The sequence below is a fragment of the Streptomyces sp. NPDC014801 genome (assembly GCF_043082085.1).
Classification (GTDB): domain Bacteria; phylum Actinomycetota; class Actinomycetes; order Streptomycetales; family Streptomycetaceae; genus Streptomyces.
This window is the reverse complement of record NZ_JBIBXG010000028.1, coordinates 1-24,113: the sequence shown is the minus strand read 5'-3', so window position 1 is coordinate 24,113 and position 24,113 is coordinate 1. Positions and strand designations below refer to the sequence as shown.

The following is a 24,113-nucleotide window of genomic DNA, read 5'->3' as shown; positions in this document are numbered from 1 at the left end:
GAGGAGCGCCCGTGCGTACTCCTCTGTCTGGAGCAGTCCGTACACCACCTGCGCCTGGAAGGCGGAGATGTACGTCGCCCTGGCCTCCATCTCGGCGTACGGCTGGAACCACGTGGGCAGTTGGCTCCGCAGGACCAGCCCGACCAACCGCGAGAACAGCCCGTCCGTGCCCAGCGCGGCGTCCGCCCGCTCGGAGAAGTCCCGTGTGGGGACTCTTCTCGTCGTCTCGATCTGGCCGATCAGCGACCCCGTGCAGAAGATGATCTCCCCCAACTGCCCCTGGCTCAGGCCGGCGGCCTCCCGGTGGCGCCGGAGCTCCCAGCCGTAGTAGTCGAGCGGGGACGCCGTGGGGTCGAGATTCTGGACGTTGGCCACAGTGGTCACCTCCGGCCGGCAACACCTCACGGTGTTGATTTCGCTGCGTAGTCGAGCGTATGCGATCCGTCGCACGCTGAGGGCATGAACGACGTAACCGGTCTGCCCGGCAAGGGCCTTGGGGCGCACTACCGCGCACAGTTCGCGCTGGGCGGCCACTCCGTGCGCCACCTGCGCCGCATTTTGCGCCTGTACCTCCTGCGCTCGGGTCTGGCGGAGGTCGCCGACGCGGCGGAGCTGGCGCTGACGGAGCTGCTGACGAACGTGGTGCGGCACGTCCCCGGCCGCCGCTGTGCCGTCTGCTACGTGCTCCTGCCGGGCGCGGTCCGTGTGGAGGTGTCGGACAGCGACGCGCGGCTGCCGGTGCGGGGGAGCGGGGAGTTGCTCGCCGAGGGCGGCCGCGGCCTGCTGCTGGTGGAGGCGGTCACGGACCGCTGGGGCGTGACACCTTGCACCACCGGCGACGGCAAGACGGTGTGGTTCGAGTGCACGTCCAAGTCACCGGAGGCGTGAGCGGGATGGCAGGTTCACTGGATGTCCAGGACCGGCTGGTGTCGCACGTCGTCGCGGCAGACGAAGACACGGAGTTCGCCGGCGCGGCCGACTGCGGCCCCGGTCGGCTCGTAGGCACGGTCCAGGGCGTCCCGGTCCAGGTCCCGGTCCTCCAGTGGCCACCACCGGTCGCTCGCCCCGTCCCATTCGCTGCTGTCGGCCTTGAGGAGCAGCTCGACCGCGCCGTCGCAGTCCGGGCAGGTCAGGTTCCGTTTGTCCGTCGCGTGCCAGCTCGCCCACCCGCCGATCTTCCAGCCGCGCGCCACGGACAGGGCGTACTGATAGCGCAGGCCCCGCTCACGGTCGGCCGCGACGAGACGCGTCATGAGCTCGCCGGGGAGCTCTTCCACGTAGGGGAACTCGACGACCCGCTCCGGGGAGAGGCGGCAGGGCCGCACGGTGTACGACTCCTCGTAGGGGTCGACACGGGAGAACGGGTTGTCAGCGGATTCGTCTGCCGCCCCCGTGGAGTCCAGCCACGCGAGCGACACGGCCGGCCCGCCGTACTCCGAGTCGGGATACTCGATGCAGTGGTCGTTCGGGCACCAGTGGACTTGGAGCAGGTCGCAGTCCGCCGGATACGGGATCTCGGGGACATCCCGTCGGAAGAACTGCGCCACCGACTCCATGGGGCGGGGCACGAGTTGCCCGTCGTGCTCCATCGGATGCTCCGCGCAGGTGGGCCGCACGGCTCCCGCCACGGCGAGCAGCGGACCGCCGATGTGACTGTCGGCCGGTCGCGGCCGGCCGGGCCGGGGATGCAGCCGTACCGTCGTCCGGCGCCATGCGGCCAGCTCGGGGACGATCGTTGTGATGTCCACCGCGGGTGCGGGGGTGGTCCGCACGCGTACTCCTTGTCGCGATCCTGGGCCGCAGGGGCTGTCTCAGCCGGCGTGGTCGAGGCGGTGGGCGTTGTCGTACGCCTCGCGGGCGTCGAGGAGTTCGTCCCAGTGCTGTTCGGTCCAGGCGCAGGCGGCCCTCATCGGCTCCAGCAGACTGCGGCCCAGCGGGGTCAGCGCGTACTCCACGTGCGGGGCGGCCCCGGCGTGGACGGTGCGCCGGATCAGACCGTCCCGCTCCAGGGAACGCAGCGACTGCGTGAGCACCTTGGGCGTGACGCGGCGCAGGGGGACGCGCAGTTCGGAGAAGCGGCGCGGCCCGCCTTCGAGGCAGCCGATGACCAGCGCCGCCCACTTGTCGCCGAAGCGGATGGGGTTGAGCGAGGACGGACACAACTCGTCGAACATGTCGGCGGGCAGGGGTTCCCTCATGGCCTCACGATAGCCGGTATCCGGGAGGTAACCAGGGGTCTCGCTACGGTCGGCGAACCGGCCGGGGCACATGGGCTCCGGCCCTGCTGAGAGGCGGTTCGTCATGAACATCGTGGTCTTCGGCGCGGGCGGCCGGGCCGGGCGGCAGGTCGTCGCCGAGGCGCGGCGGCGCGGCCACCGGGTCACCGCCGTGGTGCGCGACCCCGCCCGGCACGGCGACCTGGCCGGCGCCCATGCGGTGGCGGGTGACGTCACCGACGCGTCGAGCGTCGAGCGGGTGGCCGCCGGGCACGACGCCGCCGTCAGCGCCGCGGTGGATCTGTCCGTCCCGGCGCACGACTTCTTCACCGCCTCCGCCCGCGCCTTGAGCACCGGCCTGGCGAAGGCGGACGTGCGCCGCCTGGTGGTGGTCGGCCTCGCATCCGTACTGCCCGGCGCGTCCGGTGTTCCCCTGATGGACGAGCCCGGCTACCCCGGCGAGTACCGCTCGTTCTGCCTCGGCCACGCGGCGGGCCTCGACGAGCTGCGGGCCGGCGACCTCGACTGGGTGTACGCGGCGCCCGAGGGCGACTTCGACCACGACGGCACGCGCACCGGCCGGTACGCGCTCGCCGACCACGGGGACCCGGCCGGCCGTATCTCCTACGCGGACTTCGCGATCGCGCTCCTCGACGAGCTCGACGCCCCCCGCCACCACCGGGCCACCGTCAGCGTCCGGGCGGCGTGATGCCCGAGGTCCACGACAGCCCGAACCCCTGGATCGCCGAGCACATCCGCCGTTTCGAGGAGACCGGCGGCCGTCCGCGTCTGCGGCGCCTGATCGTCTCGGCCGGGCCGGAGTACGCCGCCTACCGGACGCGGACCACGAGGGAGATCCCGGTGGTCCTCCTGGAACCGGTCGGGCAGCGACCTCCGGGGAACACGGCTCAGTCGACGTCGTCGCTCAGGCCCAGCACCTGAGGGGAGGCGCTGGGGAAGTTCCTGGGCATGCCCGGCAGGGCGAGGGTGCGCCCGAACACTCCGGCCAGGAACGCGACCGCGCCGACCGGGAACTCGATCCAGTCGGCGTTGTCCGTGCGGACGACCACCGGCCAGGCGTCCGGGTCGGCGGGGCTCGTCCGCCAGTAGAAGTCGTCCCCGCAGAAGGAGGACGCCCAGCCGATCAGGCCACCGGGTCGCGGGTAGGGGACGTAGTCCGCGGTGTCGCCCATCTCGTACAGGTCACCCAGGATCTCGTCGTCCCGGCGCCCGGACGCCCACGCCCTCTCGGCGCCGGGTGTCGGCACCGACACGCTCAGGAAGTCGTCGACGACCAGCACCGGATACGCCTCCGCGAGGGCACGGAAGTCGGACGGCAGCGCCGTCCCCAGCGCGGCCTCCAGCACGGCCCAGTCGACGGCGCGCCCGCCCGGCACCCGCCACCGCTTCATCGTCGGCAGCGCGGCCTCCAGCCGTTCCAGTCCCACGGTCATACGTCCCCTCCTCGGTCGATCCGCGCACGGCGCCGGCCCGCGCGCCAGCCGATCGCGATACGCGGATGGGCGCCCGGCCGGACCCAGCCGGTCCCGCGCGCGACGATGGACAACATCATGGGCCGCCCCACAGGCGGCCGTAGGGTGAAGGCCTCATCGCCAGTGCGGAGTGGTGACGGGTAATCCGCCGCGTACGCGCGGGGTTCCGGCGGACGAACGCCGGGAGGAGTCGCGCGGCCGTCGGTGTCCGACGCCGCGTCACATCGCCCGCACGCTCCGACGTGACCGGCGTCTCACCCCGTGAGACGTGAAACGCGTTACTAAGTCCGCCACGGTGCCCCTCACGGGCGCTAGTGTCCGGCCGAGAGAAGGGCCCTGCTGTCACCCTCCCGTTGCCCGGCGCCCCGCCATCGCGCGCGCCGGACGCCCCCGGAACCGTCCCACCGGGCGGAACGTGACGCCGAGGCCCCACGACAGCGCGTATCAGGGGAGTCGCACAGTGGCACGGAAGCTCGCCGTCATCGGAGCCGGTCTCATGGGATCCGGCATCGCCCAGGTCTCCGCACAGGCGGGCTGGGACGTCGTCCTGCGCGACGTCACCGACGAGGCGCTCACCCGCGGCACCGACGGCATCAAGGCGTCGTACGACAAGTTCGTGAGCAAGGGCAAGCTGGCCGCCGAGGACGCCGAGGCGGCCCTCGCCCGGATCACGGCGACCACCGACCTGGACGCCGCCGCCGACGCCGACCTCGTCGTCGAGGCCGTCTTCGAGAAGCTGGAGGTCAAGCACGAGATCTTCCGTGCGCTCGACAAGATCGTGCGCCCGGAGACCGTCCTCGCCTCCAACACCTCCGCCATCCCGATCACCAAGATCGCCGCGGCCACCGAGCGCCCCGAGCGGGTCGTCGGCGTGCACTTCTTCTCGCCGGTGCCGATGATGCAGCTCGTCGAGCTGGTCCGCGGCTACAAGACCAGCGACGAAACCCTCGCCACTGCCCGCGCGTTCGCCGAGTCCGTCGGCAAGACCTGCATCGTCGTCAACCGCGACGTCGCCGGCTTCGTGACGACCCGTCTGATCTCCGCGCTCGTCGTGGAGGCCACCAAGCTCTACGAGTCGGGCGTCGCCACCGCCGAGGACATCGACACCGCGTGCAAGCTGGGCTTCGGCCACGCCATGGGCCCGCTGGCCACCGCGGACCTCACCGGCGTCGACATCCTGCTGCACGCCACCAGCAACATCTACACCGAGTCCCAGGACGAGAAGTTCGCCCCGCCGGAGCTGATGCGCCGGATGGTGGACGCCGGTGACATCGGGCGCAAGAGCGGGCAGGGCTTCTACACGTACTGATCACCGCCGTCACCCCGGAGAGGTCACTCTCCGGGGTGAATCAGGTATCGGTTCGCTTACAGCCAGCAACCGCACTGCCACCGACGCAGTCAGACCTGGCACACCCACGTCATGGAGAAACGCCACCGCACCCACCCGAGGAGCGCATATGCACATCAGGGGCGACCACGTCGAGCTGGTCGTCGGGGGCCGCCTCGACGTCCGCAGCGCGGCGGACGCCCGTACGGTCCTGCACTCGGCGGTCGACGACGGCGTCGGCGACCTCGTGCTCGACCTGTCCGAACTCGACTCCTGGGACGCCACCGGACTCGGCGTCATCATGGGCGCCCACCGCCGGGCCGGCCGCTGCGGCCGCCGCCTGGTGCTGCGCGGCGTACCCCCGCAGATGCAGCGCCTGCTGGTGGCGACCCGCCTGCACCGCATCCTGGCCATCGAGGGCGGCCTCGCCGTGGACTCCCTCCCGCGCGTGTGACCCGGCGCGCGTGAGACCCGGCGCCCGCGTGTGACCCCGGCGCGCGGGGGCACCCGGCGCACGTCCGACACCCGGCGAAACGCCCCACGCGCCCAATCCTCATGAAGCTGTGACGTCTCGGACTGCGCGGTACCCCGGGCTGTCGGAGATACTGAGCGAAGGTTTACGGTTCGTCTGCCCGCCGCCCGCAACCCTCGACCGGGCACCGGACCAGAAGCGACAGCGCAGTGTGCAGCAAGGCCGGGAGGGGCTACCGCCACACGACGCTTTTGGGGGGGCTTGAACCTATGGACCCGAACACCCGGGGCCCCGAGGAGTACGGCCATGAGGCCGACAGCCGGCCATCGCGCCCGCGCCCGTCCAGGGACCCCCTCACACCCGACCTCGGCCAGCACGGGCCCGCCCAGGCCCGCGTCGTGCAGATCGTCTCCGGTGACCTGCTGCTCACCGTCAACCCGGTGGACGGCAGCGAGATAGAGCCCTGCCCGCCCACCGAACGGCCCGGCCGCCCCGCCCGGCACACCGCCGCCGAGCGCGCCGAGGCCGACCGCGCCGCCGCCCCGCCCGTCCCGCCCGGACCCGGCCGGCCCCCGCTCGGGCTGCTCGGCCGCCAGGACGAACGCGAACGCCTGGTCCGCCTCCTGGCCCGCGGCCGCTCCGTACGCCTCACCGGCCCCGCCGGCTCCGGCCGCACCAGCCTCCTCGACCTGGTCGCCGAGGACTGCGCCGACCTCGCCCCCGACGGCGTCGTACGGCTCAACGGCTTCCACCGCACCGCCGACGACCTGCTGCACGACCTCCTGCGCACCGTCCACCAGGCGCCCCGGCACCGCCCCGAGCGCGCCGAACTGCTCGACTGCGTCCGCGAGATCGGCGCCGTCGTCGTCCTGGACGACCTGGAGTTCGGCGGCGCCGCCCTGGACGAGCTGCTCGACGCCACCCCCGAGTGCGCCTGGCTGCTCGCCGCCACCCCCGACGTCACCGCCCCCTCCGCCGCCTCCGCCGTCGAGGAGGTCTTCCTCAGCGGCCTCGACCGCGCCGACGGCACCGAGCTGATCGAACGCGCCGTCGGCCGCGTCCTCACCGAGGAGGAGGCCAACTGGGCCGGCGACCTCTGGTTCGAGTCCGAGGGCCTGCCCCTGCGCTTCGTCCAGGCCGGCGCCCTGCTGCGGCAGCGCGACCGGCTGCGCGCGGGCGCCGACGCCGTCGACGAGTACGGCGTCTTCGAGGACGCCGTCCCGGTCGACGAGGCCTCCGTGCTCGCCGAACCGGTCGAGGACATCCCGCTGCCCTCCCTCGGCGAGGCCGCCGCACCCGCCCCGCTGCTCGCCTCCCGGCTCAGCGCCTCCGCCCGCGCCACCCTGCGCTTCGCCGTCGCCCTCGGCGGCGAGGTGCCCCACCAGGCGCACCTGCCCGCCCTCGTCGGCGACACCCACGCCGACGCCGCGCTCGGCGAACTCGCCGCCTGCGGGCTGGTCTCCCCGGTCGGCTCCCGCTACCGGCTCGCCGCCGGCGTGCAGACCCAGCTGGAGGCCGCCGGGTACGCCGACGACGCCACCGAGCAGGCCCGCACCGCCGCCCGGCACTACACCTGGTGGGCCGGGCACCCCTCGGTCACGCCCGAGCGGGTCTGCGCCGAGGCCGACGCCGTCCTCGCCGCCCTCGCCCCGGTCGTCTCCGCCGGCCCCGACGAGGACGACGGCGAGCACACCGCCGTCAAGCTCGCCCGCACCGCCGCGCCCGCCTTCGCCGCCGGCCTCGCCTGGGGCGCCTGGGAGCGGGCCCTGCGCTCCGGCGCCGAGGCCTCCCGGCTGGCCGGCGAGGTCGCCGAACAGGCCTACTTCCACCACGAGCTCGGCGTCCTCGCCCTGTGCGGCGGACAACTCGACCGGGCCCGCACCGAACTGGAGGCCTCCGTCGCGCTGCGCGGCGCGGTCGCCGACAAGCGCGGCACCGTCGCCGGACGCCGCGCCCTCGCCCTGGTCGCCGACCGCGCGGGCGACGTGCCCGGCATCCCGGCGACGGCGGGGGAGGAGGTGCCCGCCGCCCGCACCGAGGAGTCCGCCTCCCCGGCCGCCGGGGTGCCCGCGCCGCTGCCGCCGCTGCCCCGGCCCGCCGCGGACGAGGGCGCCACCCTCGTCGGCCACCGGGCCGGGCCGGCCGGCCCCCACGGGACCGCCCGCAAGCCCGCCGGCGGCCTGCGCGGCCTCGCCCGCCGCAACCTCGTCGCGGCCGGCGCCGGCGCCCTGCTCGTCGCCGTCCTCGGCACGGTGGTGACCCTCGGCGCCACGTCCGACAACGACGCCCACCACCCCTCCGACCAGGTCGGCGTCAACCCGTCCGCCAGCCAGGACGCCGGCGACGGCGAACTGGGCGCCGACACCCCGCAGAAGGACGGCGACACCGCCCCCGGCGACACCGGCAAGGCCACCAGCCGCCCCACCGACCCGGGCCCCGACGGCACCTACGGCACGGCGGACGACCCGACGCCCACCACCACGGCGGGGCCGTCGGACCGGCCGACGGGGACACAGGGCACGGACGGCGGGACCACGCCGCAGCCGTCCACGTCCGGGTCGCCCAAGCCGACGAAGACCTCCCCGAAGCCGTCGTCGTCGACCCCGAAGCCGAGCACGTCCACCACGGCGGACCCGACGCCCACCGACACCGGATCGCCCACCCCGACGGACACCGGGACCACCACCGCCCCGTCCACCACGGACAGCGCCAGTGGCCCGGCGTCCTCCAGCGCCCCCGCCGAGTCCAGCAGCTCGGCGAGCGCCCCGCAGAGCAGCGGCGCGAGCAGCACCGACCCGGTGATCTGAGCCGGAGCACGCCGAAGGGCCGGGTCCCCGAGTGGGGTCCGGCCCTTCGGCGTCGTACGGGAAGCGGGGTTCGCGGTCAGAACAGCCGCAGCTTGTCGTCCTCGATGCCGCGCAGCGCGTCGTAGTCCAGCACCTGGCAGCCGATGCCGCGGTCGGTGGCTAGCACGCGGGCCTGCGGCTTGATCTCCTGGGCCGCGAAGATGCCGCGCACCGGGGCGAGATGGGGGTCGCGGTTGAGCAGCTCCAGATAGCGGGTGAGCTGTTCCACGCCGTCGATCTCACCGCGCCGCTTGATCTCGACGGCGACGGTCCGGCCCTCGGCGTCCCGGCACAGGATGTCGACCGGGCCGATGGCGGTCATGTACTCGCGCCGGATGAGCGTGTAGCCCTCGCCGAGGGTCTCGATGCGGTCGGCGAGCAGCTCCTGCAGGTGCGCTTCCACGCCGTCCTTGATCAGACCGGGGTCGACGCCGAGTTCGTGCGTGGAGTCGTGGAGGATCTCCTCCATCGTGATGATCAGTTTCTCGCCCGCTTTGTTGACGACGGTCCAGACGCCTTCCTCCTCGCCCGTGCCCTCCTTCAGCGTGCACGGCGGCGACATCCAGTTCAGGGGCTTGTAGGCCCGGTCGTCGGCATGGATGGACACGCTGCCGTCGGCCTTGACCAGGATCAGTCGGGGCGCGGAGGGCAGGTGGGCGGTGAGCCGGCCGGCGTAGTCCACGGAGCAGCGGGCAATGACGAGACGCATGGTCGGCAACGCTACTCGACCGGCGGGCGTGGACGCGATTCGCCCACCCGCGGCCCGCCCGCCGCCCGCCGGACCGCCCGGCCGCGGTGCTCCGGGCCGCCCCTGTTGTCCCTGAATCCTCCTGTTCCCACCTGGCCGATTGTGTGCCCAACTGGGCATCCCTATCTGCCCATTCGCCTGGTGCGGTCACGGTCTGTTGCCTACCGTAGAAACGGGAGGTCGCTATGCGTGTACTCACCGTGTTCGGTATCTCGTCATGGCGGGCTCCCCTTTCCGTGTCCGGCAACCCCTGCTGTGCGGGGGTGCGAGAGGAGAACCCATGTCGCTCGACGTCTCACCGGCCCTACTCGAACAGGCCGAGCGAGGCGAGGTCGACGAGGCAGCATTCGTCGACTGCGTCCGGACCTCCCTGCCCTACGCATGGGAGATGATCAGCTCCCTGGTGGCCCAGCTGAAGGTGGACGGTGGCGAGTTCGCCGACAACCAGACGCCCCCGCCGGACGAGCAGGCGCGCGGCCAGCTGCTGCGCGCGCTGGCGAGTGACGCGATACGCGGTGCGCTCCAGCGGCACTTCGGGGTGCGGCTCGCCTTCCAGAACTGCCACCGCGTGGCGGTGTTCCCGCTGGACGACTCCGTGGACGGGACGCTGGCGCGCTTCACCTCGGTGCGCGCCCAGCTGCTGAACCAGTCCCCGGAGCTGCGGGACTGCTGAGGCGGTGAGCCACCCGCTTGCCGCTCCGTCCGTGGGAGGTGCAGACATCGTCAACGGAGCGGCAAGCTCCCCGGGGAAGGGTCAGCGCAGGTGGGGGAGTACCTCGGCGCCCAGCCGCCGGACGTTCTCCTCCGTCGCCGCGAGGTCGCCCGACCCCTCCACCAGCAGGGCGAACCGGGAGATCCCGGTCCGCTCGCTGGTCGCCGCGAGCCGGTCGACGGCGAGCCGCGGGGTGCCCACCGGGTGCAGCCCGCACAGCAGCTCGGTGTACGCGAGCGGGTCCCGCATCCGCCGTTGCCGGCCGTCGACCGTGACATGCGCGTCGAGGCCCTGTTTCAGCCAGCCCGGCATCGCCTTCGTCAGCGTCTCCACCGCGTCCGTGCGCCGGTCGGCGAGCTGGCAGACGCCGGCCGAGACGTGCGGCGCCGTCCGGATCTCGTCCTCCGGCCGGCCCGCGGTCCGCGCGTGGCGCTGCCACAGGGCGACCATTTCGGCCTTCTCCTCGTCCCCGACGTGCATCCCGAGCAGCATCGGCAGTCCGCGCTCGGCGGCCAGCCGCACACTCGCCGGCGAGGTGCACGCCACGACCACCTCCGGCCCCTCGGTCTCCGTCAGCGCCTCCGACGGCCGCGGTACGACGGCCACTTCACGGAAGCGGAACCGCTCGCCGTCCGCCGCCACCCGCGCCTCGCGCAGCCAGCGCATCAGCAGATCGAGTGATTCCGGGAAGCCCCGCTCGTACGCCGCGAGGCCGGTGCCGAACACTTCCAGGTCCACCCACGGGCCGCCGCGGCCCACGCCCAGCGAGAACCGGCCGCCGCTCGTCAGATGCAGCAGCGCGGCCTGCTCGCCGAGCGCGACCGGATGGACGGTCGGCAGCACGCTGACCGCCGTGCCCACCCGCAGCGTGCGGGTGCGGCCCAGCAGCAGCGCGGCCAGGGTGATCGCCGACGGGCACGTGCCGTACGGCACGAAGTGGTGCTCGGCCAGCCAGACCGTGTCGAGCCCCGCCTCCTCGGCGACCTCCGCGGAGCGGACCGCGCGGTGCAGCGCCTCTCCCTGGCCCTGGCCGGGGAACTGGGCCGCCAACACGAAACTTCCAACGCGCATCGCTTTTTCCTGCTTCCTCGGCTCCGACATGGAGCTCCCCCACCCGGCATAACCGTCCGACACGTGCCGAGGACACGGCCTGACGGAGTAATTTGCGGATTGTCGGGAGAATCGCCGGGGAACGGGCCGCCCGGGAGGGGGACTTCACGGGAGCCCACGGTCTTCCCCGGGCCGGGGAGTACCCCGGACCGCGCCGCGTACGCTGGAAGCGGCCCCGATCCCCGTACAGCTCCGAGAGGTGTCCCGTGTCCCCGCGTCGAAACCGCCCCAAGGGCGCCGGCTCGCCCGGCCAGAGCGCCGAGGAGGACCGCGGCCGCTACGGCGGCTGGCAGTCGTCGGTGAGCTGGCAGGGCGAGGACTGGAGCGTGCGGCACGTCGCGGGGTCGAGCGCCCAGGGCAAGAGCTACCGCTGCCCCGGCTGCGACCAGCTCATCCCCGACGGCGTCCCGCACGTCGTCGCCTGGCCCGAGCACGCGGGCGTGGACGACCGCCGGCACTGGCACAAGGCCTGCTGGAACGCCAGAGACCGCCGCACCACGCGGGTGCAGCGGTCCCGTAACGCGCCGAGGTTCTGACGAGGACTACACGTCCCGCTTCTCCAGCAGCGCCCACGCGCCGGCGAACGCGACGGCCGTCGCGCCGAGCGCGATCCACAGCGGGTCCCAGCCGGAGGGGCCGTTCTCGCCGATGGACGTGGTGTAGAACACGCCGAGCTGGGTGGGGATCGAGTAGTCGAAGAGGAACTCACGCACCGACTGCAGCGACTCCGTCACCATGAACAGCGCGATCACCAGCGGGGCCAGCACCAGGCCGATCATGATCGTGATGGCGCCGGCGGAGTGCCGGATGACGGATCCCACCAGCATCGAGAACAGGCCGAGCAGCGCCACGTAGAACGAGACGCCGACGGTCGCCTTGAACCACTCCCCGCCCGTCGCCTCGTCGGCGTCGGAGAGCAGGCCCGTCAGCGCGAGCGAGACCAGCCCGGTCGAGACCAGCGTGACGGTGAACACCACCGCGAACAGCACGATCGCCTTCGCGGTCAGCACCCGGCCACGCGCCGGGCAGGCCACCGTCGTGGTGCGGATCATGCCCGTGCCGTACTCCGAGGCCGTGGTGAGCACGCCCAGCGTGATCACGCACATGATGCCCAGCAGCACCCCGAAGAGGCCGTAGGGCAGCGCGCTGCTGCCCGCCAGGTCCTCCCGCGACGCATGGGCCGCGATCAGCGCGCCGACCGTCAGGCCGATGCCGACCACGAGCAGCACGAACACCCCGAGCGTCCACATCGTGGAGCGCACCGAGCGCATCTTGGTCCACTCGGAGGCGAGGGCGTGCCCGAGGTGCGTGCGCACCACGGGGATCGGCGAGGTGTAGGCGGGGGTACCGGGCGCCGGCTGCCAGGTCGGCGCGGCCTGCGGCGTCGGGATCTGGGGCGTGCTCATCGGGCGTCCTCGGACTGGGCGGTGGCGGACGGGGCGGCGGGCGCGGCGGACGGGGCGGCGGGCGCGCTCGGCGCGGGCCCCTCCTGCGGCGGGGTGGACACAGCGGGCTGCGCGGCGGCCGCCGGAGCCGGCTGCGGGGCCGGCTGGGCGTACGGGTTCGCGGGGGCAGCTCCCGGGGCGGCGGGCGCCTGCGGGGCGCCGTAGGGGCCCTGCGGCACGGCGAACGGCTGCCCGCCCTGCTGGGGCGGCGGCGGGGCGTACCAGCCCGGCTGGCCCTGCCCCGGCACCGGCATCGGCGGCTCGGCGCCGGGCGGCAGCGGCTGCTGCAGGCCGGCCTTCTGGTCGATCGTGGAGCGGTAGTCGACGGCGGCCTGCGTCATCCGCATGTACGCCTCCTCCAGCGAGGCCTGGTGCGGGCTCAGCTCCCACAGCCGTACGTCGTGCTCGTGGGCGAGGTCGGAGATGCGCGGCAGCGCCAGCCCCGTCACCCGCAGCGCGCCGTCCTGCTCGGGCAGCACATGGCCGCCCGCCTCGATCAGGGCCGCCATCAGCTTCTCGCGCTGCTGCGGCTCGGTGTCGGGGGTGCGCACCCGCGCGAAACCGGCGGAGTTGGCCGCGATGAAGTCCGGCACGCTCATGTCGGCGAGCAACTGCCCGCGCCCGATGACGATGAGATGGTCGGCGGTGAGCGCCATCTCGCTCATCAGGTGCGAGGAGACGAACACGGTCCGCCCCTCGGCGGCGAGCGCCTTCATCAGGTTGCGCACCCACAGGATGCCCTCGGGGTCGAGGCCGTTGACCGGCTCGTCGAAGAGCAGCACCTGCGGGTCGCCGAGCAGCGCGGCGGCGATGCCGAGCCGCTGGCCCATGCCGAGCGAGAAGCCCTTGGAACGCCGGTTCGCCACGTCCTGCAGGCCGACCACGCCGAGCACCTCGTCGACGCGGCGGGCGGGGATGCCCGACAGCTGCGCGAGGCTCAGCAGGTGGCTGCGCGCGGAGCGGCCGCCGTGCACGGCCTTGGCGTCCAGCAGCGCGCCCACCTGCCGGGCGGCGTTGGGCAGCCGGCGGTAGGGGTGGCCGCAGATCGTCACCGACCCGGCGGTGGGGTTGTCCAGGCCGAGGATCATCCGCATGGTCGTCGACTTGCCCGAGCCGTTCGGCCCGAGGAAGCCGGTGACGGCGCCGGGCCGTACCTGGAAGGACAGGTTGTACACAGCGGTCTTGTCGCCGTAGCGCTTCGTCAGGCCGACTGCTTCGATCATGCTCCGCACCCATCGCATGGTTCAGGACAGCGGGGCGCACGCCCCCGTAAGGGTTAGGAGGATATCCAGGCGCTGACGGTTCCCCCCAAGAGAAAGCAAAATCTATGCGTCACGCCGCTTCAACAGGACGTAACCGCCGATCAGGGCCGCCGCCACCCACGCCACCATGATCGCCAGTCCGCCCCAGGGACCGTAGGGGCTGTCGTCGCCGACCGGGGTGACCACCTGCATGATCCTGCTGCCCGCCTGGTCGGGCAGGTACCGGCCGACCTTCTTCGTCGCGCTGACGTTGCCGAGGATGTTCGAGATCAGGAAGAAGAACGGCATCAGGATGCCCAGCGACAGCATCGGCGAGCGCAGCATCGCGGCCACGCCCATGGAGAACATCGCGATCAGCGTCATGTAGAGGCCGCCGCCGAACACCGCGCGCAGCACACCGGGGTCGCCGATCGAGGCCCGGAGGTCGCCGCCGAGCATGGCCTGCCCGAGGAAGAACGCGACGAAGCTGGTCGCGAGGCCGACCACCAGGGCGAGCCCGGTCGCCACCGCCACCTTGCTGAACAGGAACGTGCCGCGCCGGGGCACGGCCGCGAGCGAGGTGCGGATCATGCCGGTGCTGTACTCGTTCGACACGACCAGCACCCCGAACACGATCATCGCGAGCTGGCCGAGGGTCATCCCGGCGAAGCTGATGAAGGTCGGGTCGAAGGAGAGCCGGTCCCTGCGGCTCATGTGGTCGAACTCGTTCTTCGACAGCGCCGAGATGAGCATGCCGAGGGCGATGGTGACCACCACGGCGAGCGAGAGCGTCCAGACGGTGGACGCCACCGACCGGATCTTGGTCCACTCCGAGCGGATGACCTGGGCCGCCGCCATGGCTCAGCTTCCCTTCTGCCAGCCGGCGCCCCACGGCTCCTGCCGCGGCGCCGGGGCCGTGCCGTCGTGTGCGTGGTACTCCACCGCCTGCGCGGTCAGCTGCATGAACGCCTCCTCCAGGGAAGCCTGCTGACCGCTCAGCTCGTGCAGCACGATCTGGTGCCGCGCCGCCAGTTCACCGATCTGCTCGCTCTTGCCGCCCTCCACCTCCAGGGCGCCCCCGCCGGTCTCCACGGCGGTGATGCCCTCCTGGTGCAGCACGTCCAGCAGCCGCTCGCGCTGCGGGGTGCGGATGCGGACGAAGGCGCGGGAGTTGCGCGCGATGAAGTCGGCCATGGTGGTGTCGGCCAGCAGCCGGCCCTGCCCGATGACCACGAGATGGTCGGCGGTGAGCGCCATCTCGCTCATCAGGTGGGAGGAGACGAACACCGTCCGCCCCTGGCCCGCCAGCGACTTCATCAGATTGCGGATCCAGTGGATGCCCTCGGGGTCGAGGCCGTTGACCGGCTCGTCGAACATCAGGATCCGCGGGTCGCCGAGCAGCGCGGCCGCGATGCCGAGCCGCTGCCCCATGCCCAGCGAGAAGCCCTTGGTCTTCTTCTTCGCCACGGCCGTCAGACCGACCGTCTCCAGCACCTCCCGCACCCGGCGGGTGGGGATGCCGTTGCTCTGGGCGAGGCACAGCAGGTGGTTGTAGGCGCTGCGCCCGCCGTGCCAGGCCTTGGCCTCCAGCAGCGCGCCGATGCACGTCAGCGGGTCGATGAGCCGGTCGTAGTGGGTGCCGTCGATGCGCACGTCGCCGGCCGTGGGCCGGTCCAGCCCGAGGATCATCCGCATGGTGGTCGACTTGCCCGCGCCGTTGGGACCGAGGAAGCCGGTGACGATACCGGGTCTGACGGTGAAGCTCAGATTGTTCACCGCCACCTTCTCGCCGTACCGCTTGGTCAGCCCCTCGAGCTCGATCATGCGGCCACGCTAAGACGGAACGAAGCCCTCCGCCAGTGCTGGCGGAGGGCTTCGTCAGTCGTTCGGACGCCGTGTGGGAGCGTCGGCGAACGGGGTCAGCGCGACTGCTGCGCCGGCACCCCGCGGGAGACCTGCTCGTCGTCACCCGGGGAGCCCGCGGCGGCGACCGCCGCACCGGTCAGCGTGGCGAGCATCTCGCGGACGTTCGTCAGCTGGGCGTTGATGGAGTCGCGGCGGTTGGTGAGCGCCGCGAGCTCACGCTCGGATTCCGAGCGGATGCGGTCGGCCTTGGCGTTGGCGTCGGCCACGATGTCCTCGGCCTGGCGCTGGGCCGTCTCCACCGTCTGGCGGGCGCGGCGCTCGGCGTCCGTGCGCAGCTTCTCCGCCTCCAGGCGCAGCTGCTCGGCGCGGTGCTCGATCTCCGCGAGGCGCTTCTCGGCCTTGGCCTGACGGGACGCCAGGTCGCGCTCGGACTGCTCGCGGCGCTTGGCGAGGTTCGTCTCGAAGTCGGCGGCGGCCTGCGCGGCCTTGGCGCGGGTCTCCTCGAAGAGGGCGTCCGCCTCCTCCCGCTTGGACTGCGCGTCCTTCTGCGCCTCCGCGCGCAGCTGAGCCGCGTCGGACTTGGCCTTCTCGACGATCCGGACGCCCTCGTCCTCGGCCTTCGCCTTGCGCTCCGCGGCGTACGACTCCGCGTCGTTGCGCACCTGCTGGGCCGCCGACTCGGCGAGGTCGCGGTGCTGCTCGGCCGCGCGCCGGGCCTCCTCGCGCAGTTCCTTGGCCTCTTCCTCGGCGAGGCGCAGGATCTTCTCGACGCGCGCGCCGAGGCCGGCGTAGGACGGCTCGGCGTCCGTCACCTGGGCCTGGGCGTTCTGCGTCTCGAGGTGCAGCTCCTCGATGCGCTTTTCCAGAGCGGTGATGCGGGCGAGGGCCTGGTCACGGTCGGAGACGAGCTTGGAGATACGTTCGTCCACCTGAGCGCGGTCGTACCCACGCCGCACAAGCTCGAAGCCGTAGGGGGAAGTGTCGCTCATGGGGTTCCTGTCGAATGAGACCGGTGAGGTGATAGGTGGAATCCTAGGGGTCAGAACGGCGTGTCATCGAGCGGATACGTGTTTGATCCGGAGAATGACACCCCTTTTGAGTGGCTGATCGGCGGACCACTTGCCAAGACACCGTCAAACGCCCCGTCCGGGACCGTGATACACCGCCGCATCGCTTCCGCTTCCCCTCCGTGCCGTCGGTCCAGGCTGGCCCCTCGGGGGTGTCTCGTCGATCACGCCGGGCTCGCGGCGCCTGGCACCGCACCTCGCCGCGTTGTCGTCGGTCCCCGATGCTCCGCATCGACTCCCTCCTCCGCCTTGCGATCCACGGCACCAGACGCCGCTCCCTGATCCGGCCTGATCAACGAGACACCCCCTGGGGCCGCGGACGCTAGCCGTCCGCCGACTTGCCACCCGAACGAGGGGCGCCGACCGTCGCACCCGCCTTGACCGCGGAATCCTTCGCCGGTGACGGTGCCTCGAAGGACTCCAGCGCCTCCAGCACGTCCTGCACACGGGAGATCTCGGCGTTGATGTCCTCGCGGCGCCGCACCAGGATCTCCAGCTCGCGCTTGCCCTCCTCGACCGTGCGCCGCGCCTCGCGGACCGCCTCCGCCTTGAGCTCCTCGGCCTCCTTGACCAGCTTGGCCTTCTTCTGCTCGGCCTCCTTCAGCAGGCCCTCGGCCTTCTTCACGGCGGCGATACGGACCTTGCCCGCCTCGGAGTTGGCCTCCGAGACGATCTCCTTGGCCTTCGCCTCCGCCTTGGCCAGCTGCTCCTCGGCGGCCTTGATGAGCGCGTCGCAGCGGTCGCCGGTCGACTTCATCGTCTCGGCGGCCTCGCGGCGGGCCCGCTCGTGCAGCTCCTCGATCTCGGAGGTGATGCGGTCGCGCAGCTCCTCCGCCCGCTCCCTTATCTGGGTGGCGTCCCGGCGCGCCCCGACCAGCAGCTCGTCGGCGTCCGAACGGGCCTTCTCCACCGTCTGGTTGCCCTCGATGGTGGCCTCGGAGACGATCCGCTCGGCCTCCTTGCGGGCCGCGCCGACCATCGTGTCGGCCTGCGACTCGGCGTCCGCGGTCGTCTTCAGCGCCTGCTGCTGCGCCTCGGTGAGCAGCTTGTCCGCCTCGGCCGTGGTCTCCGTGATGAGCTTGTCGACCTGCTCGGCGGCCTCGCTGCGCCGCTTGTTGGCGTCCTTGCGGGCCTCGTCCAGGGTGCGCTCGGCCTCCTCGCGGGCGGCCGCCACCAGCCGCTCGGCCTCCTCGGCCGCCTCCGCCTTGACCCGCTCGGACTCGGTGCGGACCCGCTCGGCGTGCTGCCGGGCGCTGCCCACCGTCTCGGCGGCCTCGGCCCGCAGCCGCTCGGCCTCCTCCAAAGCCTCGGTGCGGACGCGTTCGGCCTCCGCGACGGTCTCGGCGCGCAGCCGGTCCGTCTCGTCGACCGTCTCGGTGGTGAGGCGTTCCGCCTCGTTGCGGGCCTCGGTGATGAGGGTGTCGGCCTGGGCCGCCGCGTCGGAACGGATGCGGTTGGCGTCCTCCCGGGCGTCGGCCCGCGTGCGGGAGGCGTCCTGGTCGGCCTGCGCCCGGGTCTCGGCGGCCTCGGTGCGCAGCCGCTCCGCCTCGCCGCGGGCCTCGCCGCGGACGCGGTCCGCCTCCTGCAGCGCCTCGGTGCGGACGCGTTCGGCCTCCGCGACGGTCTCGGTGCGCAGCCGGTCCGTCTCGGTGATGGTCTCGGTGGTGAGGCGCTCGGCCTCGTTGCGGGCCTCGGTGATGAGGGTGTCGGCCTGGGCCGCCGCGTCGGAACGGATCCGGTTGGCGTCCTCCCGGGCGTCCGCCCGCGTACGGGCCGCCTGCTGGTCGGCCTGCGCGATGGTGTCCGACGCCTCCGTGCGCACCCGCTGGGCGTGCTCGGCGGCGTCCGCGCGCACCCGCTCGGCCTCCGCGACGGCGTCCGTCACCGTGCGCTCGGCGAGCGCCTTGGCTGCCTCGGCCTCCTCGTGCGCCTCCCGGCGCAGCCGCGCGGCGTCCTCGCCGGCCCGCTCCCGCTCGGCGTAGGCGTCCGAGCGGACCCGGTCGGCCTCCTCCTCGGCCTCCCGGCGGGTGCGCTCCGCCGCGTGCTCGGCGGCGCTGCGCAGCCCGGCGATCTCCTCCTGCGCCTGCTCGTGCAGCCCGGCCACGGAGTCCCGCACCTGCTGCGCGTGCTGCTCGGCCGCGAAGACCATCTCGGAGGCACGCCGGTCGGCCTCCTCCACCAGCCGGGTCGCCTCGGCCTGCGCCTCCTCCACGCGCGTGCGCGCCGCCGCCAGCAGCTCCTCGCTCTGCTCGCGGGCCCGCTCACGCTCACGGTCGGCCTCCTGCCGCGCGGAGCCGAGGAGTTCCTCGGCCTCGCGGCGGCGCCGGGCGGCCTCCTCCTGCGCGGCGGCCAGCGTCTCCGACGCCTCGGCCGCCAGCCGCTCGGCCGCGGCCTGCGCCTCGGCGCGCAGCCGGTCGGCGCTGTCCTGCGCCTCCGACTTCAGCCGCTCCGCCTCCGCGGCGGCCTCCGAGCGCAGCCGTACGGCGACGGCCTCGCCCTCCGCGCGGGAGGCGGAGGCGTCCGCGGCGGCCTCGTCGCGCAGCCGCTCGGCCTCGGACTCGGCCTGCTGCTGCAGCGTACGGATCCGCTCGGCGGCCTCGGTGCGCAGCCGCTCGCTCTCCTCGGCGGCCTCCCGGCGGATGCGGGCGGCCTCCTCGCGGGCGTCGGCGAGGGCCTGCTCGGCCGCGGCGAGCCGCTCCTGGGCCTCCGACTGAAGCCGGGTCAGTTCCTCTGCGGCCTCGGCGCGGCGGGCGGCGAGGGCCCGCTCGGTCTCCTCGCGCAGCTCGCGGGCGGCCCGCTCGGCGTCCGCCTTCAGCGTCTCGGCCTGCTCGACAGCCTCCGTACGGTGCCGCTCGGCCTCGGCGCGGGTGCGCTCCAGGGTCTCCTCGGCCTGCCGGCGCAGGCTCGTGGCCCGCTCGATGGCCTCGGTGCGCACCTTCTCGCTGTCCGCGGTGGCGGTCCGGCGCAGCTCGTCCGCGTCCGCCTTGGCCTTGGCGAGCAGCTCCTCGGCGGTCTTGGCGGCCTCGTCGATCTGCTGGACGGCCTCCTTGCGGGCCTCGGCGCGGATCTTCTCGCCCTCGGCGACCGCGTCGGCGCGCAGCTGCTCGGCCTCGCCGCGCAGCCGGCGGGCCTCCTCCTGCAGCTCGACCGTCTTGGCGCGGTACTCCTCGGTGTCGTCCTTGGCGGCGCCCTTGAGCTGCTCGGCGATCTCGTGCGCCTCGGCACGCAGCCGGTCCGCCTCGGCCTCGGCCTCCCGGCGGATCCGCTCGGCCTCCTCGGCGGCGGCCCGGGTGGTCTGCTTGGCGTCCTCGGACGCCTTGGTGAGCACGTCCTCGGCGGTCTTGGCGGCCTTGGACAGCTGGGTGGCGGCTTCCTCCGCGGTGGCGCTGCGGGCCTTCTCGGTGGCCTCGGCGAGCAGCTTCTCGGCCTCCGCGCGGGCGTCGGCGAGCAGCTGCTCGGCCTCCGCCTTGGTGGACTCCGCCTCCTTGGTGGCCTCGCCGACCAGCCGGGCGACCTGCTCCTTGGCGGTGCGGGTGCGGGTCTCGTTGGCGGCCTCGGCGCTCGCCAGCGCCTTCGCGGCGGCCTCCTTGGCCTCGGCGACCAGCTTCTCCGCCTCGGCGCGGGCCTCGCGCAGCGCGGTGTCGGCCTCCGCGATCCGGGCCTCGGCGGCCCGGCTGAGCTCCTGCGCCTGGCGGCGCGCGGCCTCCGACTCGGTGACGGTGGAGGTGCGCAGCTGCTCGGCGTGGTCGGTGGCCTCCTGGGCCTGCGTGGAGGCGGCGTTCAGCAGCCGCTCGGCGTCCGCGCGGGCGCGGCGCAGGATCTGCTCGGCCTCGGCGCGGGCGGACTCCGCCTCGCTGGTGAGCCGCTGGCGGGCCTCGGCCGTCAGCCGCTCGGCCTCGGCGCGGGCGGCCGCGAGGGCCTGCTCGGCCTCGGCGCGGGACTCCTCCATGAGCCGGCGGGCCTGCGCCTCGGTGCGGGCGCGCAGCTGCTCGGCCCACGCCACGTTCTCGTTGACGTGGGACTCGACCGTCGCCCGGCGCTCGGCGAGCTCCTGGTCCAGCTGCTGGCGGCGGGTGACCGCCTCCTGGTGCAGCTCGGCCTGCAGCCGGGCGGCCTGCTCGGCGTGCTCCTGCAGGATGCGCTGGGTCTGGGCGCGGGCCTGGCTCAGCTCGCGCTCGGCGTCGGCGCGGATCTGGTCGGCCTGCATCTGGGCCTGGCGCAGCAACTGCTCGGCCTGGTAGCCGATGTCGCCGCCGTCGAAGGCGGGCCGGGACATGATGGTGCGGCGCGCCTCGTGCAGCTTGGCGCGCAGCACCTCGACCTGGTAGCCGAGGTCCTCGGCGTGCTGGATCGCCTTTTCCCGCTCGGTCTTCAGCCGTTTCATCTCGGCTTCGAACCGAGTGAGGTGGTCGACGTCAGCCGCCGGCTCCCGCTCCTGGCTCTCGTAGCCCCGCACTGCGCGGTCCCATCCGTCCCCTGGTCGCAAGTCTCTCCAACGAGCACCGTCCATCCGCCGAACGGGGCCCCCGGGGAATGGTGTCAGATCAACGGCGGAGCACGGTCTGCCCCGTCGCCCGTCCCCCTGACCGGACCCCGGACATGCGGTACGCCGCTGGGTTGGGCGGCGACCGCACCCAACCCTACCGGCCCTTATGTACGAGGGTCAGTGCTCGTCCGACTCAACGGGGGCGGAAGTGACCAGTTCCGTCAGAACTCCGTGGCAGTCCTTGGGGTGCAGGAAGGTGATCCGCGAGCCCATGGAGCCGCGGCGCGGCTCGTCGTAGAGCACCCGGACGCCCTTGCCGCGGATGGCCTCGGAGTCCGCGTCCACGTCCGCGGTGCCGAAGGCGATGTGGTGGACGCCCTCGCCGTTCTTGGCGAGCCACTTCGCGACCGTGGAGTCCTCGCGGGTCGGTTCCAGCAGCTGGAGGTAGGAGGCACCCCCGTCGGACGTCTCGTTGATCTTGAGCATGGCCTCGCGCACGCCCTGCTCCTCGTTGACCTCGGTGTGGAACACCTCGAAGCCGTAGGTGGCACGGTAGAACTCGACGGTGGCGTCGAGGTCGTGGCAGGCGATCCCGATGTGGTCGATTCGCGTCAGCATGCTGTTAGTGGAGCGCTCGGCGGGTGGTTACGCAACGTGCGCGCGATCACACCGACGGCCCGGTGACGGCACGGAGTGCCACTCAGTACATTCGAAGTAAACCCTCGTTCACTCCTCGGCCGTGCGGGCCGGTAAGGGGATCGCAGCTCATGGCAACTGCAACGAACAGCTCGGTGATCGTCGCGGGCGCGCGGACGCCCATGGGGCGACTGCTGGGCTCTCTGAAGTCCTTCTCCGGAGCCGACCTCGGCGGCTTCGCGATCAAGGCCGCCCTCGACCGTGCGGGGATCGGCGGCGACCAGGTGCAGTACGTGATCATGGGCCAGGTGCTCCAGGCCGGCGCGGGCCAGATCCCGGCGCGCCAGGCGGCCGTCAAGGCGGGCATCCCCATGAACGTCCCGGCGCTCACCATCAACAAGGTCTGCCTGTCCGGCCTCGACGCGATCGCGCTCGCGGACCAGCTGATCCGCGCCGGCGAGTTCGACATCATCGTGGCGGGCGGTCAGGAGTCCATGACCAACGCCCCCCACCTGCTGCCGAAGTCCCGCGACGGCTTCAAGTACGGCGCGGTGCAGATGCTCGACGCGATGGCCCACGACGGCCTGACCGACCCGTGGGAGAACATCCCCATGGGCGAGTCCACCGAGAAGCACAACACCCGCCTCGGCATCGGCCGCGCCGAGCAGGACGAGATCGCCGCCCTGTCCCACCAGCGGGCCGCGGCCGCGCAGAAGAACGGCGTCTTCGAGGCCGAGATCACCCCGGTGGAGATCCCGCAGCGCAAGGGCGACCCGATCCTGTTCAGCAAGGACGAGGGCATCCGCGGCGACACCACCGTGGAGTCCCTCGGCAAGCTGCGCCCGGCCTTCACCAAGGACGGCACGATCACCGCGGGCACCTCCTCGCAGATCTCCGACGGCGCCGCCGCCGTGGTCGTGATGAGCAAGGCCAAGGCCCAGGAGCTCGGTCTGGACTGGATCGCCGAGATCGGCGCCCACGGCAACGTGGCCGGCCCGGACAACTCGTTGCAGTCGCAGCCGTCGAACGCGATCCTGCACGCCCTGAAGAAGGAGGGCCTGGAGGTCTCCGACCTCGACCTGATCGAGATCAACGAGGCCTTCGCGGCGGTCGCCGTGCAGTCAATGAAGGACCTCGGGGTGTCCACGGAAAAGGTGAACGTCAACGGCGGCGCGATCGCCCTCGGTCACCCGATCGGCATGTCCGGCGCCCGTCTGGTGCTGCACCTGGCCCTGGAGCTCAAGCGGCGGGGCGGCGGCGTCGGCGCGGCCGCCCTGTGCGGCGGCGGCGGCCAGGGTGACGCGCTGATCGTGCGGGTACCCAAGGCCTGAGGCCGCCGCAAGGCCCTGATCTCTTTCGTACGACCCTGATCCGAACGGAGCTGTGATGCAGGACGTCTCCTCACTGGTGGCCCAGGCCAGGGAAGGCCGGCCGCGTGCCGTGGCCCGGCTGATCTCCCTGGTGGAGGGGGCGTCCCCGCAGCTCAGGGAGGTCATGGCGGCGCTGGCGCCGCTGACCGGCAACGCCTACGTCGTCGGTCTGACGGGCTCGCCCGGCGTCGGCAAGTCCACCTCCACCTCCGCTCTGGTCACGGCGTACCGCCGGCAGGGCAAGCGGGTCGGCGTCCTGGCCGTCGACCCCTCCTCGCCCTTCTCGGGCGGCGCCCTGCTCGGCGACCGGGTGCGCATGTCGGAGCACGCCTCCGACCCCGGCGTCTACATCCGCTCCATGGCCACCCGGGGCCACCTGGGCGGCCTCGCCTGGGCCGCTCCGCAGGCCATCCGGGTGCTGGACGCGGCGGGCTGCGACGTGATCCTGGTGGAGACCGTGGGCGTGGGCCAGTCGGAGGTCGAGATCGCCTCCCAGGCCGACACCAGCGTCGTGCTGCTCGCCCCGGGCATGGGCGACGGCATCCAGGCCGCCAAGGCGGGCATCCTGGAGATCGGCGACGTGTACGTCGTCAACAAGGCCGACCGGGACGGCGCCGACGCCACCGCGCGCGAGCTGAACCACATGCTGGGCCTCGGCGAGGCCCGCGCGCCGGGCGACTGGCGCCCGCCGATCGTCAAGACGGTGGCGGCCCGCAGCGAGGGCGTGGACGAGGTCGTCGAGGCGCTGGAGAAGCACCGCGCCTGGATGGAGGAGCACGGGGTCCTCGCGGAGCGCCGGCTGGCCCGTGCGGCGCGCGAGGTCGAGACGATCGCGGTGACGGCTCTGCGGGAGCGGATCGGGGACCTGCACGGCGACCGGCATCTGCCGACGCTCGCGGAGCGCATCGTCGCCGGGGATCTGGACCCCTACCGGGCGGCGGACGAGCTGGTCGCCGGTCTCACCGAGGGCTGAACCCGTTCGCCCCCCTAGGTCGTGTCCGCAAAGTGGTGGGCTCGTTGGTCTGTTCGTGGTGCGTCGTCATGAGCTGACAGATGAGTCGTGGGCGGTGATCGAGCC

General features: G+C 73.0%; 23 protein-coding genes. 10 read left to right on the top strand and 13 right to left on the bottom strand.

Annotated features, from left to right (window positions below):
* On the bottom strand, positions 1-450 hold a 450-nt coding region (locus ACF1AL_RS39090), incomplete at its 3' end, for a Scr1 family TA system antitoxin-like transcriptional regulator (protein ID WP_391828798.1).
* A gap of 9 nt (positions 451-459) precedes the next feature.
* Here ACF1AL_RS39090 and ACF1AL_RS39085 point away from each other — a divergent pair.
* The gene (locus tag ACF1AL_RS39085; RefSeq protein WP_391657151.1) at positions 460-888 is read left to right on the top strand and encodes an ATP-binding protein; all 429 of its coding nucleotides are present in this window, start codon (positions 460-462) and stop codon (positions 886-888) included.
* Between the two features lie 14 nt (positions 889-902).
* On the opposite strand, the gene ACF1AL_RS39080 is transcribed toward ACF1AL_RS39085, so the two are convergent.
* Both ACF1AL_RS39080 and ACF1AL_RS39075 read right to left on the bottom strand, forming a co-directional pair.
* Entirely contained in the window at positions 903-1,772 is an 870-nt protein-coding gene (locus tag ACF1AL_RS39080; protein ID WP_391657150.1) for a hypothetical protein, read from the bottom strand.
* A 39-nt stretch (positions 1,773-1,811) separates the two neighbouring features.
* A complete protein-coding gene (locus tag ACF1AL_RS39075; protein WP_391828795.1) occupies positions 1,812-2,198 on the bottom strand; it encodes a winged helix-turn-helix transcriptional regulator in 387 nt (128 codons plus the stop codon).
* Between the two features lie 103 nt (positions 2,199-2,301).
* Here ACF1AL_RS39075 and ACF1AL_RS39070 point away from each other — a divergent pair, with 103 nt between their 5' ends.
* Both ACF1AL_RS39070 and ACF1AL_RS39065 read left to right on the top strand, forming a co-directional pair.
* Positions 2,302-2,925: an NAD(P)-dependent oxidoreductase gene (locus ACF1AL_RS39070; protein WP_391657148.1), complete on the top strand. Its 624-nt coding sequence runs from the start codon at positions 2,302-2,304 to the stop codon at positions 2,923-2,925.
* The gene (locus tag ACF1AL_RS39065; protein ID WP_391828793.1) at positions 2,925-3,158 is read left to right on the top strand and encodes a nitroreductase/quinone reductase family protein; all 234 of its coding nucleotides are present in this window, start codon (positions 2,925-2,927) and stop codon (positions 3,156-3,158) included. The genes ACF1AL_RS39070 and ACF1AL_RS39065 overlap by 1 nt, the downstream gene beginning before the upstream one ends.
* Here ACF1AL_RS39065 and ACF1AL_RS39060 read toward each other — a convergent pair.
* Positions 3,125-3,670, bottom strand: a complete 546-nt coding sequence (locus tag ACF1AL_RS39060) for a hypothetical protein (RefSeq protein ID WP_391828791.1) — start codon at positions 3,668-3,670, stop codon at positions 3,125-3,127. The two genes, ACF1AL_RS39065 and ACF1AL_RS39060, sit on opposite strands and share 34 nt — an antisense overlap.
* A 499-nt stretch (positions 3,671-4,169) precedes the next feature.
* Between ACF1AL_RS39060 and ACF1AL_RS39055 the strand changes: the two genes are divergently transcribed.
* The 3 genes from ACF1AL_RS39055 to ACF1AL_RS39045 all read left to right on the top strand — a co-directional run bounded on the left by ACF1AL_RS39055 (position 4,170) and on the right by ACF1AL_RS39045 (position 8,315).
* Positions 4,170-5,018: a 3-hydroxyacyl-CoA dehydrogenase family protein gene (locus tag ACF1AL_RS39055; RefSeq protein ID WP_391657146.1), complete on the top strand. Its 849-nt coding sequence runs from the start codon at positions 4,170-4,172 to the stop codon at positions 5,016-5,018.
* Between the two features lie 148 nt (positions 5,019-5,166).
* Complete coding sequence (locus tag ACF1AL_RS39050; RefSeq protein ID WP_391657145.1) at positions 5,167-5,490, top strand: STAS domain-containing protein; 324 nt, start codon at positions 5,167-5,169, stop codon at positions 5,488-5,490.
* A gap of 287 nt (positions 5,491-5,777) precedes the next feature.
* Entirely contained in the window at positions 5,778-8,315 is a 2,538-nt protein-coding gene (locus ACF1AL_RS39045; protein WP_391828789.1) for an ATP-binding protein, read from the top strand.
* A gap of 76 nt (positions 8,316-8,391) precedes the next feature.
* Here ACF1AL_RS39045 and nucS read toward each other — a convergent pair whose 3' ends face one another.
* Positions 8,392-9,063 (bottom strand): endonuclease NucS, encoded by a 672-nt coding sequence (nucS, locus tag ACF1AL_RS39040; RefSeq protein ID WP_366841179.1) that lies wholly within the window; start codon positions 9,061-9,063, stop codon positions 8,392-8,394.
* Positions 9,064-9,382: 319 nt separating this feature from the next.
* Between nucS and ACF1AL_RS39035 the strand changes: the two genes are divergently transcribed.
* Complete coding sequence (locus ACF1AL_RS39035) at positions 9,383-9,775, top strand: SCO5389 family protein (protein WP_366841180.1); 393 nt, start codon at positions 9,383-9,385, stop codon at positions 9,773-9,775.
* Positions 9,776-9,856: 81 nt separating this feature from the next.
* Here ACF1AL_RS39035 and ACF1AL_RS39030 read toward each other — a convergent pair whose 3' ends face one another.
* Complete coding sequence (locus ACF1AL_RS39030) at positions 9,857-10,885, bottom strand: LLM class flavin-dependent oxidoreductase (protein WP_366841181.1); 1,029 nt, start codon at positions 10,883-10,885, stop codon at positions 9,857-9,859.
* Between the two features lie 245 nt (positions 10,886-11,130).
* Here ACF1AL_RS39030 and ACF1AL_RS39025 point away from each other — a divergent pair, with 245 nt between their 5' ends.
* The gene (locus tag ACF1AL_RS39025) at positions 11,131-11,460 is read left to right on the top strand and encodes an ATP/GTP-binding protein (protein ID WP_366841182.1); all 330 of its coding nucleotides are present in this window, start codon (positions 11,131-11,133) and stop codon (positions 11,458-11,460) included.
* Between the two features lie 6 nt (positions 11,461-11,466).
* Here ACF1AL_RS39025 and ACF1AL_RS39020 read toward each other — a convergent pair whose 3' ends face one another.
* The 7 genes from ACF1AL_RS39020 to mce all read right to left on the bottom strand — a co-directional run bounded on the left by ACF1AL_RS39020 (position 11,467) and on the right by mce (position 21,647).
* Entirely contained in the window at positions 11,467-12,330 is an 864-nt protein-coding gene (locus ACF1AL_RS39020; protein WP_391698025.1) for an ABC transporter permease, read from the bottom strand.
* Positions 12,327-13,592, bottom strand: coding sequence for an ABC transporter ATP-binding protein (locus ACF1AL_RS39015; protein WP_391657143.1), 1,266 nt, complete (start codon positions 13,590-13,592; stop codon positions 12,327-12,329). The genes ACF1AL_RS39020 and ACF1AL_RS39015 overlap by 4 nt, the downstream gene beginning before the upstream one ends.
* 102 nt (positions 13,593-13,694) lie before the next feature.
* Complete coding sequence (locus tag ACF1AL_RS39010) at positions 13,695-14,468, bottom strand: ABC transporter permease (RefSeq protein ID WP_384206755.1); 774 nt, start codon at positions 14,466-14,468, stop codon at positions 13,695-13,697.
* Between the two features lie 3 nt (positions 14,469-14,471).
* On the bottom strand, positions 14,472-15,434 hold the full coding sequence (locus ACF1AL_RS39005) for an ABC transporter ATP-binding protein (protein WP_391828787.1): 963 nt from the start codon (positions 15,432-15,434) through the stop codon (positions 14,472-14,474).
* 95 nt (positions 15,435-15,529) lie between these two features.
* The gene (locus ACF1AL_RS39000; RefSeq protein ID WP_366841187.1) at positions 15,530-16,465 is read right to left on the bottom strand and encodes a cellulose-binding protein; all 936 of its coding nucleotides are present in this window, start codon (positions 16,463-16,465) and stop codon (positions 15,530-15,532) included.
* 400 nt (positions 16,466-16,865) lie between these two features.
* Positions 16,866-20,999, bottom strand: a complete 4,134-nt coding sequence (scy, locus tag ACF1AL_RS38995; RefSeq protein ID WP_391828785.1) for a polarized growth protein Scy — start codon at positions 20,997-20,999, stop codon at positions 16,866-16,868.
* A gap of 207 nt (positions 21,000-21,206) precedes the next feature.
* Positions 21,207-21,647, bottom strand: a complete 441-nt coding sequence (gene mce / locus ACF1AL_RS38990; protein WP_366841190.1) for a methylmalonyl-CoA epimerase — start codon at positions 21,645-21,647, stop codon at positions 21,207-21,209.
* Positions 21,648-21,796: 149 nt separating this feature from the next.
* On the opposite strand from mce, the gene ACF1AL_RS38985 reads away from it, so the two are divergent.
* Positions 21,797-22,996: an acetyl-CoA C-acetyltransferase gene (locus ACF1AL_RS38985; protein ID WP_391698032.1), complete on the top strand. Its 1,200-nt coding sequence runs from the start codon at positions 21,797-21,799 to the stop codon at positions 22,994-22,996.
* Between the two features lie 55 nt (positions 22,997-23,051).
* On the top strand, positions 23,052-24,008 hold the full coding sequence (meaB, locus tag ACF1AL_RS38980) for a methylmalonyl Co-A mutase-associated GTPase MeaB (protein WP_366841193.1): 957 nt from the start codon (positions 23,052-23,054) through the stop codon (positions 24,006-24,008).
* Positions 24,009-24,113: the final 105 nt, after the last annotated feature.

Bases quoted from the DNA above. Each gene is read 5' to 3' on its own strand.
- ACF1AL_RS39035 (WP_366841180.1), top strand. From the start codon at position 9,383: ATGTCGCTCGACGTCTCACCGGCCCTACTCGAACAGGCCGAGCGAGGC.
- ACF1AL_RS39000 (WP_366841187.1), bottom strand. From the start codon at position 16,465: ATGAGCGACACTTCCCCCTACGGCTTCGAGCTTGTGCGGCGTGGGTAC.
- ACF1AL_RS39010 (WP_384206755.1), bottom strand. From the start codon at position 14,468: ATGGCGGCGGCCCAGGTCATCCGCTCGGAGTGGACCAAGATCCGGTCG.
- ACF1AL_RS39045 (WP_391828789.1), top strand. From the start codon at position 5,778: ATGGACCCGAACACCCGGGGCCCCGAGGAGTACGGCCATGAGGCCGAC.
- ACF1AL_RS39015 (WP_391657143.1), bottom strand. From the start codon at position 13,592: ATGATCGAAGCAGTCGGCCTGACGAAGCGCTACGGCGACAAGACCGCT.
- ACF1AL_RS39005 (WP_391828787.1), bottom strand. From the start codon at position 15,434: ATGATCGAGCTCGAGGGGCTGACCAAGCGGTACGGCGAGAAGGTGGCG.
- meaB (WP_366841193.1), top strand. From the start codon at position 23,052: ATGCAGGACGTCTCCTCACTGGTGGCCCAGGCCAGGGAAGGCCGGCCG.
- mce (WP_366841190.1), bottom strand. From the start codon at position 21,647: ATGCTGACGCGAATCGACCACATCGGGATCGCCTGCCACGACCTCGAC.
- ACF1AL_RS39085 (WP_391657151.1), top strand. From the start codon at position 460: ATGAACGACGTAACCGGTCTGCCCGGCAAGGGCCTTGGGGCGCACTAC.
- ACF1AL_RS38985 (WP_391698032.1), top strand. From the start codon at position 21,797: ATGGCAACTGCAACGAACAGCTCGGTGATCGTCGCGGGCGCGCGGACG.
- ACF1AL_RS39060 (WP_391828791.1), bottom strand. From the start codon at position 3,670: ATGACCGTGGGACTGGAACGGCTGGAGGCCGCGCTGCCGACGATGAAG.
- ACF1AL_RS39065 (WP_391828793.1), top strand. From the start codon at position 2,925: ATGCCCGAGGTCCACGACAGCCCGAACCCCTGGATCGCCGAGCACATC.
- ACF1AL_RS39070 (WP_391657148.1), top strand. From the start codon at position 2,302: ATGAACATCGTGGTCTTCGGCGCGGGCGGCCGGGCCGGGCGGCAGGTC.
- ACF1AL_RS39075 (WP_391828795.1), bottom strand. From the start codon at position 2,198: ATGAGGGAACCCCTGCCCGCCGACATGTTCGACGAGTTGTGTCCGTCC.
- ACF1AL_RS39050 (WP_391657145.1), top strand. From the start codon at position 5,167: ATGCACATCAGGGGCGACCACGTCGAGCTGGTCGTCGGGGGCCGCCTC.
- ACF1AL_RS39030 (WP_366841181.1), bottom strand. From the start codon at position 10,885: ATGCGCGTTGGAAGTTTCGTGTTGGCGGCCCAGTTCCCCGGCCAGGGC.
- ACF1AL_RS39020 (WP_391698025.1), bottom strand. From the start codon at position 12,330: ATGAGCACGCCCCAGATCCCGACGCCGCAGGCCGCGCCGACCTGGCAG.
- nucS (WP_366841179.1), bottom strand. From the start codon at position 9,063: ATGCGTCTCGTCATTGCCCGCTGCTCCGTGGACTACGCCGGCCGGCTC.